Origin of the sequence: Echinicola jeungdonensis (genome assembly GCF_030409905.1) — a bacterium.
Taxonomy (GTDB): domain Bacteria; phylum Bacteroidota; class Bacteroidia; order Cytophagales; family Cyclobacteriaceae; genus Echinicola; species Echinicola jeungdonensis.
On record NZ_JAUFQT010000001.1, the window covers coordinates 2,572,387 to 2,587,939 of the forward strand.

Sequence of the window (15,553 nt, forward strand, 5' to 3'; positions counted from 1 at the left end):
TGAGCATAACGGTTTGGCGCTTGGCGAAGTGGCGGATTTCAGAGTACTAAACTGTCAATATACCACAAAAGTTGATGCGAGGTAGAATGTTCAATTAACCACTTCACCCGCCATTGTGCCAAACGCCTGTTGGCGGTAGTTTTTATTGATTAATTTTAACTTTATCCATTGTCAAATCAATGTCTAAATTTGTGTTATTTTCTTCAAGAAATCGATATAACTTATTTTTTGATTCAGCTCTGTCTAACCTAATTTCAATCAAATCTTCATCAATAAATACAAGGTTGTGATTTTCTTTGAGAAATCCTTTCATTGTTATACCGTTATCCGATTCACAAACAACTACATCCTCAGGTGAATGAGTAGTTATACATGATCTCCATTCTCTCTCATCATAAAGTACTTTATCCTTAATTGTTTCACCCGAATTTGGACAAGTAAAATCTTCCCTATAATTCCTTAAAAATGGATCTCCAATTTCAAGAGAGTGATGAAGTTCTGCTATTCTCTGCCTGAATTTTAAAATAGTTTCATTAAAAAATTTGTCCTTGTTAGTAGGTTTTAATAATTCTATTAATTCTTTGTACTCTTGGTTAATTTTTTCTTCTACTAAATTAGTATTGCCTCTTAGATCCATCCAGAATGACCAGGCAATAACATTCTTTATTATCTTTTCTTCAAATTCTGCTTCTTTTTTAAAATTGTGTTCGGACTTAAATAGACCTATGGTAAAATTCCTCAAGTCAATGTACTGTTGCTCAAGTCCACATGAGTTAAAGTGAACATATCTTACAGGGGATATTTTATTTCTCATGCCCCAATGTTTAGTCAAAGCTAAGGCAAAGGATCCATAACACTGCCGATGAAAAGCATTTTCGTCAGGCTTTATGTCACAAAAACAAACAAGAAAGTTTTGTTGCATGAAGGTTCTGTCAACAATTGGGGAATTTGGTCTTGACTCAGAGATTAATGAATGTCGAAATCCATTTTGAAGAATTAACTTAATGGTTTCAAAATCAGATGTAAAATGATATAAGTAGTCTGAACTTAGTCTTGTTTTCATATTTCTATAAATTACCGCCAACGTAAAGTGTTTTAAACGCAATCTAGGCAAAAAATAAACTATTTTCTTAAGACTATCAAGATTGCGTTTAAAACATAGTTGGACGGAGCCGGTGAACTGCTATGGGCATTTGTCTTTCATGGATCTTTTCTTGGCGGGAGTTTTCAGGAGGTTCTTTGGTTTCGCTGTTTAAAGCTTCTAGTTTGATTGATGGTTTTGCTGGAAAAAGGCATATTTTTCCCTGGGAAACCTTTTCCCTCCAATCTGTTCTTCATGATGTCAATGAACGTCCCGTTTATAAAGTTTCAGGGGCCTTTTTCTTTTGGTGAAGCAATCCCGAACACCATTTTTCCCCGTTTACAGCAGGGGCAAAGGAAGAAGTCCGGGCCCAGTACCTCTTCAAGTATCTCGTAAGTGGTCAGTCCCTGGTAGAAGGAGATGTACCCTGTCTTTTTCAGCAAGCTGAAGCAGGTTTCCATTTTGGTCCTGCTGTTTGCCGAGGCCATGATCCCGTAGTACCTGATCTTGTAAAATCCAGAAGGGAGGATGTGCTGCATAAACCTCCTTACAAACTCGTGGCAGCTGAGGCTCATGGTCCTGTTCCTGTTGTCCCTGTAGTCCTTCCACCTGAAACTGACCGCTTTCCCATCAGTCCATTGGATCCTGCTGTTGCTGATGGCCACGCGGTGGGTATACCTTCCCAGATAGCTGACCACCTGGTTTGCCCCCCTGAAGGTCTTTTTGATGTAGACATGCCAAAACTTTGCATAGGCTTCCCGCCTGAGAAGCCTTGGGTCGGCAAACAGTTTTGCCTGCTTTTCCGGTATCCTGAGAAGGTTTCCTTCCAACGCCCTGATAAGTTTTTCCATAAATACGCCCCTGTAAATAGCTGACAGTGCCTTCACCGGAACAAAGAACTTTTTATGGGCGACGATCCACTCCTGCCCATCGCTGTCCAGTCCCCCGGCAGGAACAAGCATGTGGATATGTGGATGGTAGGACAGGGACTGTCCCCATGTATGCAGCACCGCCATACAGCCGCTTTCAACCCCCAGAAAAGCGGGGTTCAGGGCAGCCTTTTTCACTGCGGCCGAAGAGGCTTCAAACAGGAGCTTGTAACCATACCGCTGGTTGGTATAAAAAAGCGGCCTGAGAAAGTCCGGGACGGTGAACACTACGTGAAAGTACCTCACCGGCAGCAACCTGCTCCTGAGCTTTTCTACCCATACCTGCTGTTTGATATACTGGCACTTGGGACAATGGCGGTTCCGGCAGCTGTTATAGCTCGTTTTGGTATGGCCACAGCTGTCACATGCCAGGGTATGGGAACCCATTTCAGATGTCCTGCAGGAAATGATGTCCAGATAGGCCTTGTACTGGGCGGTACACGGGCTGTTTCCTGAAAGAAAGGATTCTTTCTGCCCCAGAAGGATATCGGAAAGTTCTACCCCGCTGTTCCTCTTGTTAAGGATATCCATCACAGCTCGTCCAGGGGACTTTTGATCTGTGCCGGATTCAAGTTGGTCACATGCAGGTAAACCGTAGTGGTCCTGAGGGATTTGTGGCCCAACAGCTCCTGGATTAACCTGACATTGGTTCCCTGCTCAAGAAGGTGCGTGGCAAAGGAGTGGCGAAGGGTATGGAAAGAAGCATGCTTTGTTACCCCTGCGCATTCCATGGCTTTTTTTAAAACGCACTGTGCACTCTTTTCACTGTGGGGTTTGCCAGGTGTCCGGCCTTCGAAAAGATAGGTTTTGGGCCGGTAGTACCTGTAGTATTCCCGGAGCCTTTCCAACAGCCCTTTTGGCAGCAGGGTATACCTGTCCTTATATCCCTTTCCTCCCCTTACTTTCAGCTGCATCCTGTCACTGTCGATATCACAGGGCTTCAGGCTGATCACCTCGTTCAGCCTCAGACCGGAGGCGTAGGTGAGGGCCAGCAGGCAATAATGCTTTCTGTTCCTTATGGAGTTCAGTATAAGGGATATCTCCTCTTTCGAAAAAACAGAAGGGAGGAGTTGGGGCCGTCTGGGCCGCTTGATTCTTACCGGATCCCAGCTCCTGCCCAGGACATCTTTGAAAAGTATTTTGAACGCACTGATGGTCTGATTCACCCCTGAAGGGGACATTTTGTTGACTTCGACCTTATGGAAAAGGTATTCCTTTAACTTACCAATACTGATCTGTTCGGGGATCTTTCCAAAATGTTTGGAAACTGCCGATACAAGGCTGATGTAGGTACTGATGGTCCTGGGGGAATAGTTCCTGACCAACATTTCCTCATACATCCGTTGACGAAGACTTTTTTTCCATGATGTTATTTATTTAATGGTAAAACATGGAGTGAATTTAGGGTAAATCACTGAAAATAAATTGGTTAACTGTTCAAAATCAAATAGCTACCGACGTAGGAGGTTTTGTTCAACTTATCTTATATATCTGGTTTTTCTGTACCTATCAACCCTATTTGGAAAGGTATATCCAACTTTACCCAAAACCTGCTAATAAACGTAATCGCATTTAACTCTCTTCCAATTCCCCATCCCCAACCACTTACAAACGTTTAAAAACAAATCGAACTCTAAAAATAACCAATCCAGGTCTCCCAAAAAATACCTGAATTGCGGTAGTTTTTTGCTTGATGATAGGTAAATAATAGACCCCAATGTGGTTTTTGAATATAATTGGAGCCCAAAAAACCAACAACCTCCAAAACCCTGTAACGCTATCTTAACAGTAGCGTTTAGCAATTGGAACAAAAAAATGTAACTTTGTGACCGGTAATTAGTTGTTATGCTAACTATTTGATTCACCTTAGATTTGAAAACATAAGCTTATGGCTCAAAGCATTTTAGTGACCGGTGGAACCAAAGGCATTGGCCGGGAAATCATCTATCGATTTGCCAAGGAAGATTTTGATATTTTTACCTGTTCCCGTCACCAGGATGACCTGGACCAATTGGAAGCAGAAATGAAGGAGAATTTTCCTTCCGTTAACTTTTATACCAAGGTGGCTGACCTTTCCCAAAAGGAGGAAGTCAAAGCTTTGGCAGATGCAGTTAAACTGAAATTTATTCCGGATGTGCTGGTCAATAATACAGGTATTTTCCTGCCCGGGGCCATCCATGAGGAGCCGGAGGGGAACTTTGAACTTATGATGCACACCAATCTCTTTAGTGCTTATTACCTGACCCGGGAGTTTACCCCGGATATGATCCAGCGAAAGTCGGGGCATATCTTCTCCATGGGCTCTATTGCTGGCCTGACCGCCTATGCCAATGGAGGCAGCTATGCCATCTCCAAATGGGCCATGTTGGGCATGACCAAGTGCTTGCGGCAGGAATTGCTGGAATATGATATCAAGGTGACCTCGGTAATGCCCGGGGCGACCTATACGGCCAGCTGGGAAGGCGTGGACATTCCGGAGGAAAGGTTTATGAAGGCCAGTGATGTGGCCGAATCCGTTTGGGGGGCATACAACCTTTCCCCCCAATCAGTTGTTGAAGAAATAGTGATCAGGCCTCAGCTTGGGGACCTGTAAAAATATAGGAAATGATGGAAGTCAAAGATACCGTTCAAAATTTCAATTATTGCAATAGCCTGACGGCCTATTCCCGCAGAAAAACCATTCCGGTCAATGTGGGAGGCGTTTGGATTGGCGGGGACCATCCGATCGTGGTGCAATCCATGACCACCAAGGATACCATGGACACGGAAGGCTCTATCGAAGAGTGCATCCGCATGATTGAAAGTGGCTGTGAGCTGATCCGGATCACTGCTCCCAGTAAAAAAGAGGCCGAAAACCTGAAAAATATTAAGGAAGGTTTGCGCCAAAGGGGCTATTCCGTGCCGTTGGTGGCAGATATCCACTTTACACCCAATGCCGCGGAAATTGCCGCCCGCATCGTGGAAAAAGTGCGGATCAACCCCGGCAACTATGCCGACAAAAAGAAGTTTGAGGAGATTGAATATACCGATGAAAGTTACCAAGCTGAGTTGGACCGGATCCGGGAAAGGTTTTTGCCCCTTGTGAAAATTTGTAAGAAACATGGCACCGCCATGCGGATCGGTACCAATCATGGTTCCCTGTCTGACAGGATCATGAGCCGCTATGGGGATACGCCCATGGGCATGGTGGAGTCGGCCCTTGAATTTTTAAGGATATGCGAGGATGAAAATTACCATGATATCGTCATTTCCATGAAATCCTCCAATACCCAGGTGATGGTGCAGGCTTACCGCCTGCTTGTCAATAAGCTGGAGGAAGGTGGATTCCAACCCTATCCTTTGCACCTTGGGGTGACGGAAGCCGGGGATGGGGAAGATGGCAGGGTGAAATCTGCTGTGGGAATCGGTACTTTGTTGGAAGATGGATTGGGCGATACCGTCAGGGTGTCTTTGACTGAAGATCCGGAATTTGAAGCGCCGGTAGCCAGGGCTTTGATCGACCGTTATACACATCGTGCAGGACATGATGAAATCAAGCCTATTGCCGAATATCCCTTGAATCCTTTTGATTATGAAAAAAGGGACAGCCGGGAGGTGTACAATTTTGGCGGGAATAATGTGCCCAGGGTGATTACCGATATTTCCAAGGTGAAAGCTATCACCGAAAAGGAAATGAAAAATGTGGGCCACTTTTACCTTCCTGAACTGGACAAGTGGAAGATGAATGATGTGGGCTGTGACTTTGTCTATTCCGGCCAAAACCCGGTTTCGTTTATGCTGCCCAATGGGTTGAAGGAAATCATTGATTGGGCTGCCTGGGGTAAGGTGGAGGATCATACCAATAAGTTCCCTGCTTTCACCCTTGCCGAACTGAAGGAAGCCGGGGAGTTTCATAGTGAACTCAACTTCCTTAAACTCAAAGATATTGATGTGGAGGAGGCCATTCCGGTTTTATTGGGTAGGACCGATGTGGTGATTATTCTCCAAAGTGATAATAAACACAATATGCCTGCCTTGAGAAGGGCATTTATTGCTTTGATCAATGCAGGAATCTCATTGCCTGTGGTTTCCGAGGTAGGCTATCAAAACCAGGACGCCGATCAGACCATGCTCTTTGCGGCTACCGATTTGGGTGGTTTGTTGATTGATGGTTTGGGAGATGGCGTAATGCTGGGCTTGGAAGAAAAAGACCAGTCCGAACGGGAAGCCCTGATGGATACCATCAAGCTGCATAATTCAGTCAGCTTTGGGGTGTTGCAGGCGGCCAGGACCAGGATGTCCAAGACGGAATACATTTCCTGTCCTTCCTGTGGCCGAACCTTGTTTGACCTTCAGGAAACTACCGCCATGATCAGAAAACGCACCGACCATTTGAAAGGCGTGAAAATCGGTATTATGGGCTGTATAGTGAATGGCCCCGGTGAAATGGCGGATGCAGATTATGGCTATGTAGGCTCCGGAAAAGGCAAGATCACCCTTTACAAAGGCAAAGAAGTGGTCAAAAGGTCCGTGCCTTCAGAGCATGCCGTGGACGAACTGATCAACATCATCCGCGAAGATGGCCAATGGATTGAACCCGAAAAGGTGGAATAGAGTTTTGTAAGTAGTATTGAGTAGCTAGTAGCAAGTATCAAGAGTTAGAAAAAAGAGTCAAGAGCAAAGAATAAAGAGTGTCCAGGCGGAAAGGTTTCTTTTTTCTAAGAGCGGTTCTTCGCCTCCCAGCTTTCAAGGAGGCGGGCGTCCAGGGGCAGTAGGCCTTTCCGGCAAAGACGGAAACCAATTCTAAAAACAGATCGAAAGTCTCAAATCTAAAATCTCATCATATGAGTGATAATAAATTTAAATCGTTTTTTCAATTGGGTGAGGTAGGGAACTACTTTATCCGGGTATTTAAAAAGCCGGATCCCAATAAAAAGTCCAATTTCAACCTCAGGATGATGCATGGGATCAACCGGATTTCCATCATCATGTTTTTGGGGGCCTTAATCGTTTGGCTAATCAAAAGGTTGATGTAGATTTTATGAAATCTTCAGCTCGAAAAAGCGAAGGGCCATTCCCTATCCAACAAACGAATTATTTTGCCCTTTTCCTAAACTTGCCCAGTCAAAAAAAGGTAAATCATTGATGGAAAAATGTTGGAGAGTGGGGTTGAGCTTGTCTTATTAAGCAATTTCTGAATTGGAATACAAAATTTTATTTTGTTGATTTTATCCATTTATTTCTACGGTAATAAGGATTAACCAAATTCGGAGGGGTTGATTTTTCGCCTTGCAGGTTTTGGCGGTAAGAAATTTAAGAAGTGGGTTGCAAAAGGCACAGGCATGTCTGACGGTTATGCTGCAAAAAGATTATTGATGATGCTCATAAAGAAGGAGTTTGGCTGTGCGTGGGGAGGTTTAAATTTTAGCCAAAAGGTGCAAAGCGGCGGGGTTTTTTGGTCACTTTTTTTACCTGAAGAAAAAAAGTGACAAAGTGAATGGAGTTCAAAAGGCTATTGGAAATATGATACATCCTCATAGGGTGGAGTAAGGGAAGATAAATATCAATCCTGTCATTCTACCTCTTTATTTATTAGAGGTTTTATCCTCTCGCAATGACGTTGGCGATACTATTTCTTAAATTATCTATTGAGCTCGGACTGAAAAAAAGCCATTATCTTTAAACCATGGACATCATTTATTTCCGGGACTATTGTATGGCCAAGCCTGGGGTGACTGAAGACACGCCCTTTGATGAAGATACCCTTTGTTTTAAATTGGGCGGAAAGATTTTTGCCATTACCGGTATTGCCCAGTTTGAATATATTAATCTGAAATGTGATCCGGAAAGGGCGATGGAATTAAGGGAACAATATGAAGGAATCAGCCCGGGGTACCATATGAATAAAAAACACTGGAATTCGGTATATATCCAAAGGGGAGTTCCTGACCCCCTGATTTTGGAATTGACCGATCATTCCTATGAATTGATTTACCAAAGCCTCCCTCAAAAAGTTAAAAACAGCATCACAACATGACCTATCTGAAAATAGAGAAAGTTTCTAAGCAATATGATGAGGACAATATGGCTTTGGAGGGCTTTAGCCTGGAAGTGCCCAAAGGAAATGTAATTTCCATGGTAGGGGAGAGTGGCTCGGGTAAAAGCTCCCTGCTACGCATTATTGCCGGTTTGGAGATCCAAAGTGCCGGTTTGGTGTATTTGGGTGACCAAAAAATCCTCAATCCCAATGAAAAGCTGGTGCCCGGCTATGATGAAATCCAACTGATCCATCAGGAATATAAGTTGTATCCCAATTCCACGGTGGAGGAAAATATTGCAAGGCCATTGTTGATGTACGATAAGGCTTACCAAAAGGAAAGGGTGGAAGAATTGTTGGATTTACTTACCCTGACTGCCCATCGTCATAAAAAACCAAGGCAACTTTCCGGAGGTCAACAGCAGAAGGTGGCCATTGCCCGGGCATTGAGCATAGAACCTGAAGTGTTGCTTTTGGACGAGCCATTTAGCAGTTTGGATGCTATCCAGAAGAGGGAGCTGATAGAAGAATTGAAGCAAATTTTTGAATCCCTGCAGGTTACGGTGATTTTTGTGACCCATGATTTGGATGATGCCTTGTTGCTTACCGAACAGCTTTTTATCATCCATAAAGGCAAGTTGATCCAACAAGGAAATGCTGAGGATGTTTTTAGGCATCCGGCCAATCTTTATGTGGCCAAGCTTTTTGGTTACCTGAATGTCCTGCCGGGAAAAGAAAATAATTTTGTCAGGCCTTCTGATATTCATTTTTTAAAATCAGGGGGAATCAAAGCAAAAGTCCAAAAAAGGCAATATTTAATCCATTACAACCTTTTGACGGTCCAACTGGAAGGTTCAGGTGAAATTTGGAGGGTAGAAGATAAGGAAAGGGAATTTCAAGAAGGAGATACTTTATTTTTGGATTTTGATGAAGATAAGGTCCTGTATCTGGAAAAATAAGCCCACGAATTATCCCTGGTTTTTTGAAGGCGGCCCTTCGACTCCCTTCAGGGACCGCTGGACATTCCGATGGAGGTATGTATTTATCCTAATATGGATCGAAAGTCGCCTGTTGCTGAGCGAAATCGAACTAAAAGGGAATTACGGGGCAATAACAGAAGAGTAAATTGCCAAGAATCAAGATTAAAGCGTCTCCATTTTTTGTCTTTGTTCTTTATTCTTGACGCTTTTTTCTAATTTACTATTGTATCCGTCATAACGCTCAGGCCCATACATTACCCAATTAATATACGAATTTAAAGTTCCCCTCAAGGAGGAGTTAGGGGGGAGAGTAGAAACAAATAGCAAGGATCTGGAATCAAGAATGTACCCACCCTTCAATACTCACTGCTATGCAATAATCAAAAAAAATCCCTCAAAAATTTAATTTTTGAGGGATAGTTTAATTTTCAAATTTTTTAGTTTTGATGCCCTTGTGAGCCATCCACATGGCCAAAGGCTAATTCTTCTTCACTAGCTTCTCGAACTTCAAGGACTTCCCCGTCAAAATGCAGTTTGAAATCCACTAAAGGGTGGTTAAAATCCAAAATCAATTCTTCACCCATATCTTTAAGAACTTTGGCCTGCATGGAATAGCCTTCCTCATCTACCAGAGGAAGGAAATTGCCTTCTTGAAGCATTTCCGGCTTAAAGCCTCTTTCTTCAGTCAATTGGTCCTTAGGGATATTGACGATTAACTCATCATCAGCCGTACCATAGGCCTCCTCCACTTCCAAAACGAATTTAAAATGATCCCCTTGTTTTTTATCCGCCAATTCGGCTTCGAATTTTTCAGGTAGACCGCTTTTACCAAACAGGAAATAAAAAGGATCCTCTTGGTCACGGACTTCCACGCTAAAAGGGACCGAGTCTTCATCTTCTTTGCTTACCTTAAGTTCATAAGTAAGCCCCACTATCAGATTTTCTGCAATTTGCATACCGCTTTCTTTATTTCTTATATGAAAACAAAGATAATGAATTGGGGGGATTGGCCATAATTTTGGTTAGTTGGTTAACAGGATAATTTTTGAGATTACAAAAATAATAATAGGGCTGCTTGGGGTGCTAAACCCCGAACAGCCCTATTATTATTTTGCGAGTAATTATTAATTAAACCACGATATTGACAATTTTCCCGGGAACCACAATCACCTTCTTGGGAGACTTGCCATCCAACCATTTGGCTACGGTGGCATCTTCCAAAGCAGCTTCCTCAATTTCCTGCTTGTTCAAGCTCAGGGAAAGCGGTAGCTTGGTCCTCATTTTTCCATTGATGGAAACTGGATATTCATGGGCATCTTCAGTCAGGTATTCCTCTTTATATTTCGGGAAGACGGCTTCAATGACAGATTGCTCATGACCTAAAAGAGACCAAAGTTCCTCAGCAATATGCGGGGCAAAGGGAGAAATAATGACTGTCAAAGGTTCTAAAATGGCTCTCTTATTACATTTCAAAGAAGAAAGCTCATTGACACAGATCATAAAGCTGGATACAGAGGTATTGAATGCGTAATTGTTCATATCTTCTTCTACCTTTTTGATGGTCTTGTGCAGGGCTTTCAATTCCTTTTGTGAAGGCTTTTCATCAGATACGCTAAAGTTGCCTTTTTTATCCTGGAACAATCTCCACAGCTTTTTCAGGAACTTGGACACTCCGTCGATACCATTAGTGTTCCAGGGTTTGAATTGCTCTAGTGGCCCAAGGAACATTTCATAAAGCCTTAAGGTATCCGCACCATAACGGTCGATGATGTCATCCGGATTGACCACATTGTATTTGGACTTAGACATTTTTTCCACTTCGGCACCACAAATGTATTTGCCGTCTTCCAGTACAAATTCTGCTTCTGCCAAATCAGGTCTCCAGGCCTTGAAAGCTTCCAGGTCCAGCACATCATTATGAACCATATTGACATCAACGTGCATTTCTGCAGTGTCGTAATCATTCCTCAAGCCATAGCTAACAAACTTATTGCTGCCTTTGACCCTATAGACAAAGTTGGAGCGGCCCTGGATCATGCCCTGGTTGATCATTTTTTTGAATGGCTCCACCACATTGACATATCCACGGTCATGGAGGAACTTGGTCCAGAATCTTGAGTATAGTAAGTGGCCAGTGGCATGTTCGGAACCTCCGATATAAAGGTCCACAGCTTCCCAGTATTCCTGGGCTTCTTTGCTGACAAACTCCTTGTCATTATGGGCATCCATATAACGGAAGAAATACCAGCTGGATCCCGCCCAACCCGGCATGGTGCTTAGTTCCAAAGGAAATTCTCCTTCCTCAGTTTTATAAGTCCAGTCTGTTGCCCGGCCCAAAGGGGGTTCTCCATCCTCGGTGGGCAAATATTTATCTACCTCAGGAAGTACCAGAGGCAAATCTTTTTCATCAATTAAGTAAGGAACGTCATCCTTGAAATAAACCGGAAGTGGTTCACCCCAGTACCGCTGACGGGTAAAGATGGCATCCCGCATACGGTATTGAATTTTGCCTTTACCGATTTTTTCTGTTTCAAGGAATTCGATGGCTTTGGCCATGGCTTCTTCCATGGGCAAGCCATCCAGAAAATCTGAATTCATGGCTGTAGCGCCCCATCCGTCAAAAGGGATATCATCTTTGCTTCCTTCCAATACCTGTCGGATTTCCATTCCAAAGTGTTTGGCATACCTGTAATCCCGGTCATCGTGGGCGGGAACGGCCATTACAGCTCCAGTGCCATAACCTGCCAAGACATAATCGGCCACCCAAATAGGAATTTCTTCTCCATTGAATGGGTTGATGGCATAACTTCCGGTAAAAGCCCCGGAGATGGTTTTAACATCACTCATCCGGTCTCTCTCCGAACGGTTTTTGGCCACTTCTATATAGGCTTCGGCTTCTTCCCTTTGATCATCGGTGATCAGTTCTGTAGCCAGTTCACTTTCCGGTGCAAGTGCCAAATATGTAACCCCATAAATAGTATCAATCCGGGTAGTAAAGACCTTGATTTTGGTGTCACGGTTTTTGACCTGGAATACCATCTCTGCACCAGTGGATCTTCCGATCCAGTTGCGTTGCATTTCTTTGATGGGTTCCGGCCAGTCCACTTTTTCAAGGTCCTGCAATAGACGCTCTGCAAATGCAGTAATCCGCATACTCCATTGCATCATCTTTTTCCTTTCCACAGGGTGGCCGCCTCTTTCGGAAAAACCGTCTTTTACTTCATCATTGGAAAGCACGGTTCCCAAGGCTGGACACCAGTTTACAGTGGTTTCAGCCAAATAGGTCAAGCGGTACTGTAAAAGAACTTGTTGCTGTTCTTTTTCAGAAAAACCCTTCCAATCATCAGCAGAAAAAATTTCAGTATCCTCATCACAAGCTGCATTGACCTGGGCATTCCCTTCTTTTTCAAAAATGGAAACCAGTTCTTGGATATCTTTAGCCTTTTCTTCAGACTTATCATAATAGCTATCAAAAAGCTGCATAAATATCCATTGGGTCCATTTGTAGTAAGATGGATCAGAAGTCCTTACCTCCTTGTCCCAGTCAAAAGCAAAACCGATATTTTTTAATTGCTCTGCATATCTTTTGATATTTTCCTCAGTGGTAATGGCTGGGTGTTGCCCGGTCTGAATGGCATACTGTTCAGCAGGCAAGCCAAAGGAATCATACCCCATGGGATGCAGAACATTAAATCCCTGCAAGCGCTTGTAGCGGGTGACAATGTCCGAAGCAATGTAACCTAATGGGTGTCCCACATGCAAGCCTGACCCTGAGGGGTAGGGAAACATGTCCAGGGAATAAAATTTGGGTTTTTTAGGATCTATTTTGGCATTGAAAACCTGGGCGGAATCCCAGTAATCCTGCCATTTTTTTTCTATTTCTTGAAAATTATAGTCAGCCATTTTTTAGCAATATTATTACTTGTGATAGGTTTGCCAGCAAAATTAAAAAAATAAATGGGATATACCCTTTGAAATCAGTTTCAAGTACCAAGATGCTAGTGTCAAGATAGAACAAAGCACCAAGATTAAAGAGCCAGGATGGTGGAAACTGACTTTTCCCTTATTTTAATTTACCATTGGTTAAGTTGAGTCTAAGCGTTCTGTGCAATTTGCTAAATACTAAGGACTCACGACTATATGTTGACCAATAGCCCCCTCAAGAGGGATTTAGGGGTAGTTAGTAGCAAGAAAGAGCAAAGAATTAAGTGTAAAGAGTAAAGATCGGAGCTGCTTCAAATCTCCTGACTCCCCTCAAAAACGATTCATTAAAAACCATGGTTTTATCTCAAGCTACTGCCAATAAAGGTCTCTGTTACCGGAAAGGCCCTTTTAGTTGAAATTTGGAAACCGATTTTAGTGTAATAATAAGGGATCTGGAACCATAAGTGAAAAATAAATAAACTTAGCCTCTATCCTATATAGATACTTCAAAAGGCTCAAAATTCAGCTCTCAATTCCCCCACAATTACCAGAAACGCCAGCCTCTTTGCCTTGTTCTTCCTCTTCGGAGCCAATTTTCCCAGATATCTTGTGAGAAGTAGATTTCCAATCCGATGTTTAAAGTAAAATACCCATCATACCTATGGGTCAGGCCACTTCCCCGCCGGATACGGTGCCGCATGGTGCCGTGTTTATCAAAATAAATCCGTTGTTTGATTTTTTCCACATTCGGCTCTCCATTGTCCAATAGCCAGTCGTTATTTCTTACTGCCAACCTGAGTCGGTCAGGATAGGGGCCCTCTCCATATTCTCCATAACTTGCTAATAAATTTTGGTAAAAATCTCCAATGTCAAAATCACTGATATCATCCATATAATCCGTCAGGGTAAAACGGTAATTCCCTTCAATAAATAAATCCGTATAAACATTGAGTTTATATTTCATGCCCAGCCCCATAGGAAATACCACAATTACGGCAGGGTAGGGGTTGCCCTCCAGTTGGAGAGGTCGCAAGCTTACCCATTCCCCATCTAATTGGGCTTTAGGGGTGTTAGTGCTGGCCCCCACACCAGCAAAAATATACCAGTTGAGGAAGTGTCTGGTAATATTGTTGAGTCGAACGGGTTTCCAGTGGTATTCTCCCAAAAAAGCAACTTCAAAGTTTCTCGCCCGGAAATGTAGGTTTCTGGGCTCCCGCAAACTTCTGGGGTCGGCAGGAGGATCCTGCCCGGACATTTGTATAAATGACCCCTCCAATCGTAGCCTTGTTTTGGTCCCAATAGTCCGCCGGACATTGACCGAAAAATTGTAATCAGGCTGAATTCCTTCTTCGTATTTCCACAAGGAATACAATTCACCGAAATATTGGGTTACTCCACCTCCTGCACCGACTGACCAGGGCTCCTCAAACCGGAACCGGTAAAATGCTTGCCCGTAGGACTCCTTGGCCAAAACAATAAAAAATAATATGAGGATGAACCGCTTCATTAATTTGATGGGTGGTTATTGTTTGAGATGCATAAAAGTTAATTCAAAAAACCTTTATGTGTAAATATAATGTAATTTTTAAAATATTGAAAATCAGTAGTTAAACTTTTCAAATCCGGATTTCAAATGCAAATCTCTTTGAGGGTATGGGATTTGTATTCCCTCCTCCCTAAACCGCCTGAAAATTTCATAATAAAGTTGACTTTTCAAAACGTTGGGCTTGTTAATATAGGCGGAGGACCAAACCCTTAAAATAAAATCCAGGCTGCTGTCCCCGTATTCTTGAAATAAAACATCCGGTGGTGGAGATTTTAAAACGCCCTCATGGGCAATGGCCACTTCCTGTAAGATTTCTTTTACCTTTTGGGGATCTTCCTTGTAAGAAACATGAACCGGATAGTTGAACCGGATATTTCGGTCATTATGGGACCAGTTGATTACGGGGTTGTCAATAAATTGGCTGTTGGGCACGATGATGGTTATATTGTCATTGGTGACGACCATAGTCGATCGGGCTGATATTTTTATTACATCTCCATTGACCTCCTCCACTTCAATTCTGTCTCCCACTTTGATGGGCTGTTCAAAAAGGATAATTAGGCCACTGATAAAATTGTTGGTGATATTTTGGAGACCAAAACCTATACCCACACCTAATGCTCCGGCCAAAATACCAAGGGCACTCATGTCTATCCCGGTATTTTGGAGAATGACTACGGTACCCACGGTGATCATGATATATTTCAAAATGGTACCCACAGATTGGCGGGTTCCGATTTCCATATGGTACCGTGGCAGGAGCTTGTGGACAAGGAATTTTCTGATCCATTCGGATACCACAATCAGGACAAAAATGGATATGATCAGGGTAATAATAATGCCGATGGTGAGTTTGGAATCACCTATGTTTAATATGGTGGTACCCAAAAGGTCTTTCAATCGCTCCAGGATAGCGCTTAGCCCTTCCTCCTTTATATCCTGTAAAAGATCCTGCATAATGTTGAAAATTGGTTGAAATGCCCTTTTTATTGGGAATATTTGATACAAAATAATAATATTTATATTGCAAATCCAGTAGATAAATAATTGTTTTTATCAAAAATTTGGAGGAGAGCT

At 42.9% G+C, this 15,553-nt stretch carries 13 protein-coding genes; 6 read left to right on the plus strand and 7 right to left on the minus strand.

From position 1 onward, the window contains the following. Window positions 1-142 precede the first annotated feature (142 nt). The 3 genes from QWY93_RS10625 to QWY93_RS10635 all read right to left on the minus strand — a co-directional run bounded on the left by QWY93_RS10625 (window position 143) and on the right by QWY93_RS10635 (window position 3,350). A complete protein-coding gene (locus tag QWY93_RS10625) occupies window positions 143-1,063 on the minus strand; it encodes an abortive infection system antitoxin AbiGi family protein (RefSeq protein ID WP_353959634.1) in 921 nt (306 codons plus the stop codon). Between the two features lie 305 nt (window positions 1,064-1,368). Beyond that, window positions 1,369-2,541: an IS91 family transposase gene (locus tag QWY93_RS10630; RefSeq protein ID WP_290248799.1), complete on the minus strand. Its 1,173-nt coding sequence runs from the start codon at window positions 2,539-2,541 to the stop codon at window positions 1,369-1,371. Continuing rightward, complete coding sequence (locus QWY93_RS10635; RefSeq protein WP_290246662.1) at window positions 2,541-3,350, minus strand: tyrosine-type recombinase/integrase; 810 nt, start codon at window positions 3,348-3,350, stop codon at window positions 2,541-2,543. Before QWY93_RS10635 ends, QWY93_RS10630 begins: the two co-directional genes overlap by 1 nt. Window positions 3,351-3,898: 548 nt before the next feature. On the opposite strand from QWY93_RS10635, the gene QWY93_RS10640 reads away from it, so the two are divergent. The 6 genes from QWY93_RS10640 to QWY93_RS10665 all read left to right on the plus strand — a co-directional run bounded on the left by QWY93_RS10640 (window position 3,899) and on the right by QWY93_RS10665 (window position 8,985). Next, a complete protein-coding gene (locus tag QWY93_RS10640) occupies window positions 3,899-4,603 on the plus strand; it encodes an SDR family oxidoreductase (protein WP_290248221.1) in 705 nt (234 codons plus the stop codon). A gap of 14 nt (window positions 4,604-4,617) precedes the next feature. Further along, window positions 4,618-6,603, plus strand: coding sequence for a (E)-4-hydroxy-3-methylbut-2-enyl-diphosphate synthase (ispG, locus tag QWY93_RS10645; protein WP_290248854.1), 1,986 nt, complete (start codon window positions 4,618-4,620; stop codon window positions 6,601-6,603). A gap of 230 nt (window positions 6,604-6,833) precedes the next feature. After that, window positions 6,834-7,025, plus strand: a complete 192-nt coding sequence (locus QWY93_RS10650; protein ID WP_290248222.1) for a DUF6728 family protein — start codon at window positions 6,834-6,836, stop codon at window positions 7,023-7,025. Window positions 7,026-7,265: 240 nt separating this feature from the next. Then, window positions 7,266-7,478, plus strand: coding sequence for a hypothetical protein (locus tag QWY93_RS10655; protein WP_290248223.1), 213 nt, complete (start codon window positions 7,266-7,268; stop codon window positions 7,476-7,478). 197 nt (window positions 7,479-7,675) lie between these two features. Next, window positions 7,676-8,026 (plus strand): MmcQ/YjbR family DNA-binding protein, encoded by a 351-nt coding sequence (locus QWY93_RS10660; protein WP_290248224.1) that lies wholly within the window; start codon window positions 7,676-7,678, stop codon window positions 8,024-8,026. Next, complete coding sequence (locus tag QWY93_RS10665) at window positions 8,023-8,985, plus strand: ABC transporter ATP-binding protein (RefSeq protein ID WP_290248225.1); 963 nt, start codon at window positions 8,023-8,025, stop codon at window positions 8,983-8,985. Before QWY93_RS10660 ends, QWY93_RS10665 begins: the two co-directional genes overlap by 4 nt. 458 nt (window positions 8,986-9,443) lie before the next feature. Here the strand turns inward: QWY93_RS10665 and QWY93_RS10670 are convergent, their stop codons facing one another. From QWY93_RS10670 to QWY93_RS10685, 4 genes are all read right to left on the minus strand, one after another. Then, window positions 9,444-9,962, minus strand: a complete 519-nt coding sequence (locus QWY93_RS10670; RefSeq protein WP_290248226.1) for an FKBP-type peptidyl-prolyl cis-trans isomerase — start codon at window positions 9,960-9,962, stop codon at window positions 9,444-9,446. Window positions 9,963-10,134: 172 nt separating this feature from the next. Continuing rightward, on the minus strand, window positions 10,135-12,909 hold the full coding sequence (gene leuS, locus QWY93_RS10675) for a leucine--tRNA ligase (RefSeq protein ID WP_290248227.1): 2,775 nt from the start codon (window positions 12,907-12,909) through the stop codon (window positions 10,135-10,137). A 565-nt stretch (window positions 12,910-13,474) separates the two neighbouring features. Next, window positions 13,475-14,437 (minus strand): hypothetical protein, encoded by a 963-nt coding sequence (locus QWY93_RS10680; protein ID WP_290248228.1) that lies wholly within the window; start codon window positions 14,435-14,437, stop codon window positions 13,475-13,477. Window positions 14,438-14,530: 93 nt separating this feature from the next. Continuing rightward, window positions 14,531-15,433, minus strand: coding sequence for a mechanosensitive ion channel family protein (locus tag QWY93_RS10685; protein WP_290248229.1), 903 nt, complete (start codon window positions 15,431-15,433; stop codon window positions 14,531-14,533). Between the last annotated feature and the right edge of the window lie 120 nt (window positions 15,434-15,553).

Bases quoted from the DNA above. Each gene is read 5' to 3' on its own strand.
- QWY93_RS10625 (WP_353959634.1), bottom strand. From the start codon at position 1,063: ATGAAAACAAGACTAAGTTCAGACTACTTATATCATTTTACATCTGAT.
- QWY93_RS10630 (WP_290248799.1), bottom strand. From the start codon at position 2,541: ATGGATATCCTTAACAAGAGGAACAGCGGGGTAGAACTTTCCGATATC.
- QWY93_RS10635 (WP_290246662.1), bottom strand. From the start codon at position 3,350: ATGTATGAGGAAATGTTGGTCAGGAACTATTCCCCCAGGACCATCAGT.
- QWY93_RS10640 (WP_290248221.1), top strand. From the start codon at position 3,899: ATGGCTCAAAGCATTTTAGTGACCGGTGGAACCAAAGGCATTGGCCGG.
- ispG (WP_290248854.1), top strand. From the start codon at position 4,618: ATGGAAGTCAAAGATACCGTTCAAAATTTCAATTATTGCAATAGCCTG.
- QWY93_RS10650 (WP_290248222.1), top strand. From the start codon at position 6,834: ATGAGTGATAATAAATTTAAATCGTTTTTTCAATTGGGTGAGGTAGGG.
- QWY93_RS10660 (WP_290248224.1), top strand. From the start codon at position 7,676: ATGGACATCATTTATTTCCGGGACTATTGTATGGCCAAGCCTGGGGTG.
- QWY93_RS10665 (WP_290248225.1), top strand. From the start codon at position 8,023: ATGACCTATCTGAAAATAGAGAAAGTTTCTAAGCAATATGATGAGGAC.
- QWY93_RS10670 (WP_290248226.1), bottom strand. From the start codon at position 9,962: ATGCAAATTGCAGAAAATCTGATAGTGGGGCTTACTTATGAACTTAAG.
- leuS (WP_290248227.1), bottom strand. From the start codon at position 12,909: ATGGCTGACTATAATTTTCAAGAAATAGAAAAAAAATGGCAGGATTAC.
- QWY93_RS10680 (WP_290248228.1), bottom strand. From the start codon at position 14,437: ATGAAGCGGTTCATCCTCATATTATTTTTTATTGTTTTGGCCAAGGAG.
- QWY93_RS10685 (WP_290248229.1), bottom strand. From the start codon at position 15,433: ATGCAGGATCTTTTACAGGATATAAAGGAGGAAGGGCTAAGCGCTATC.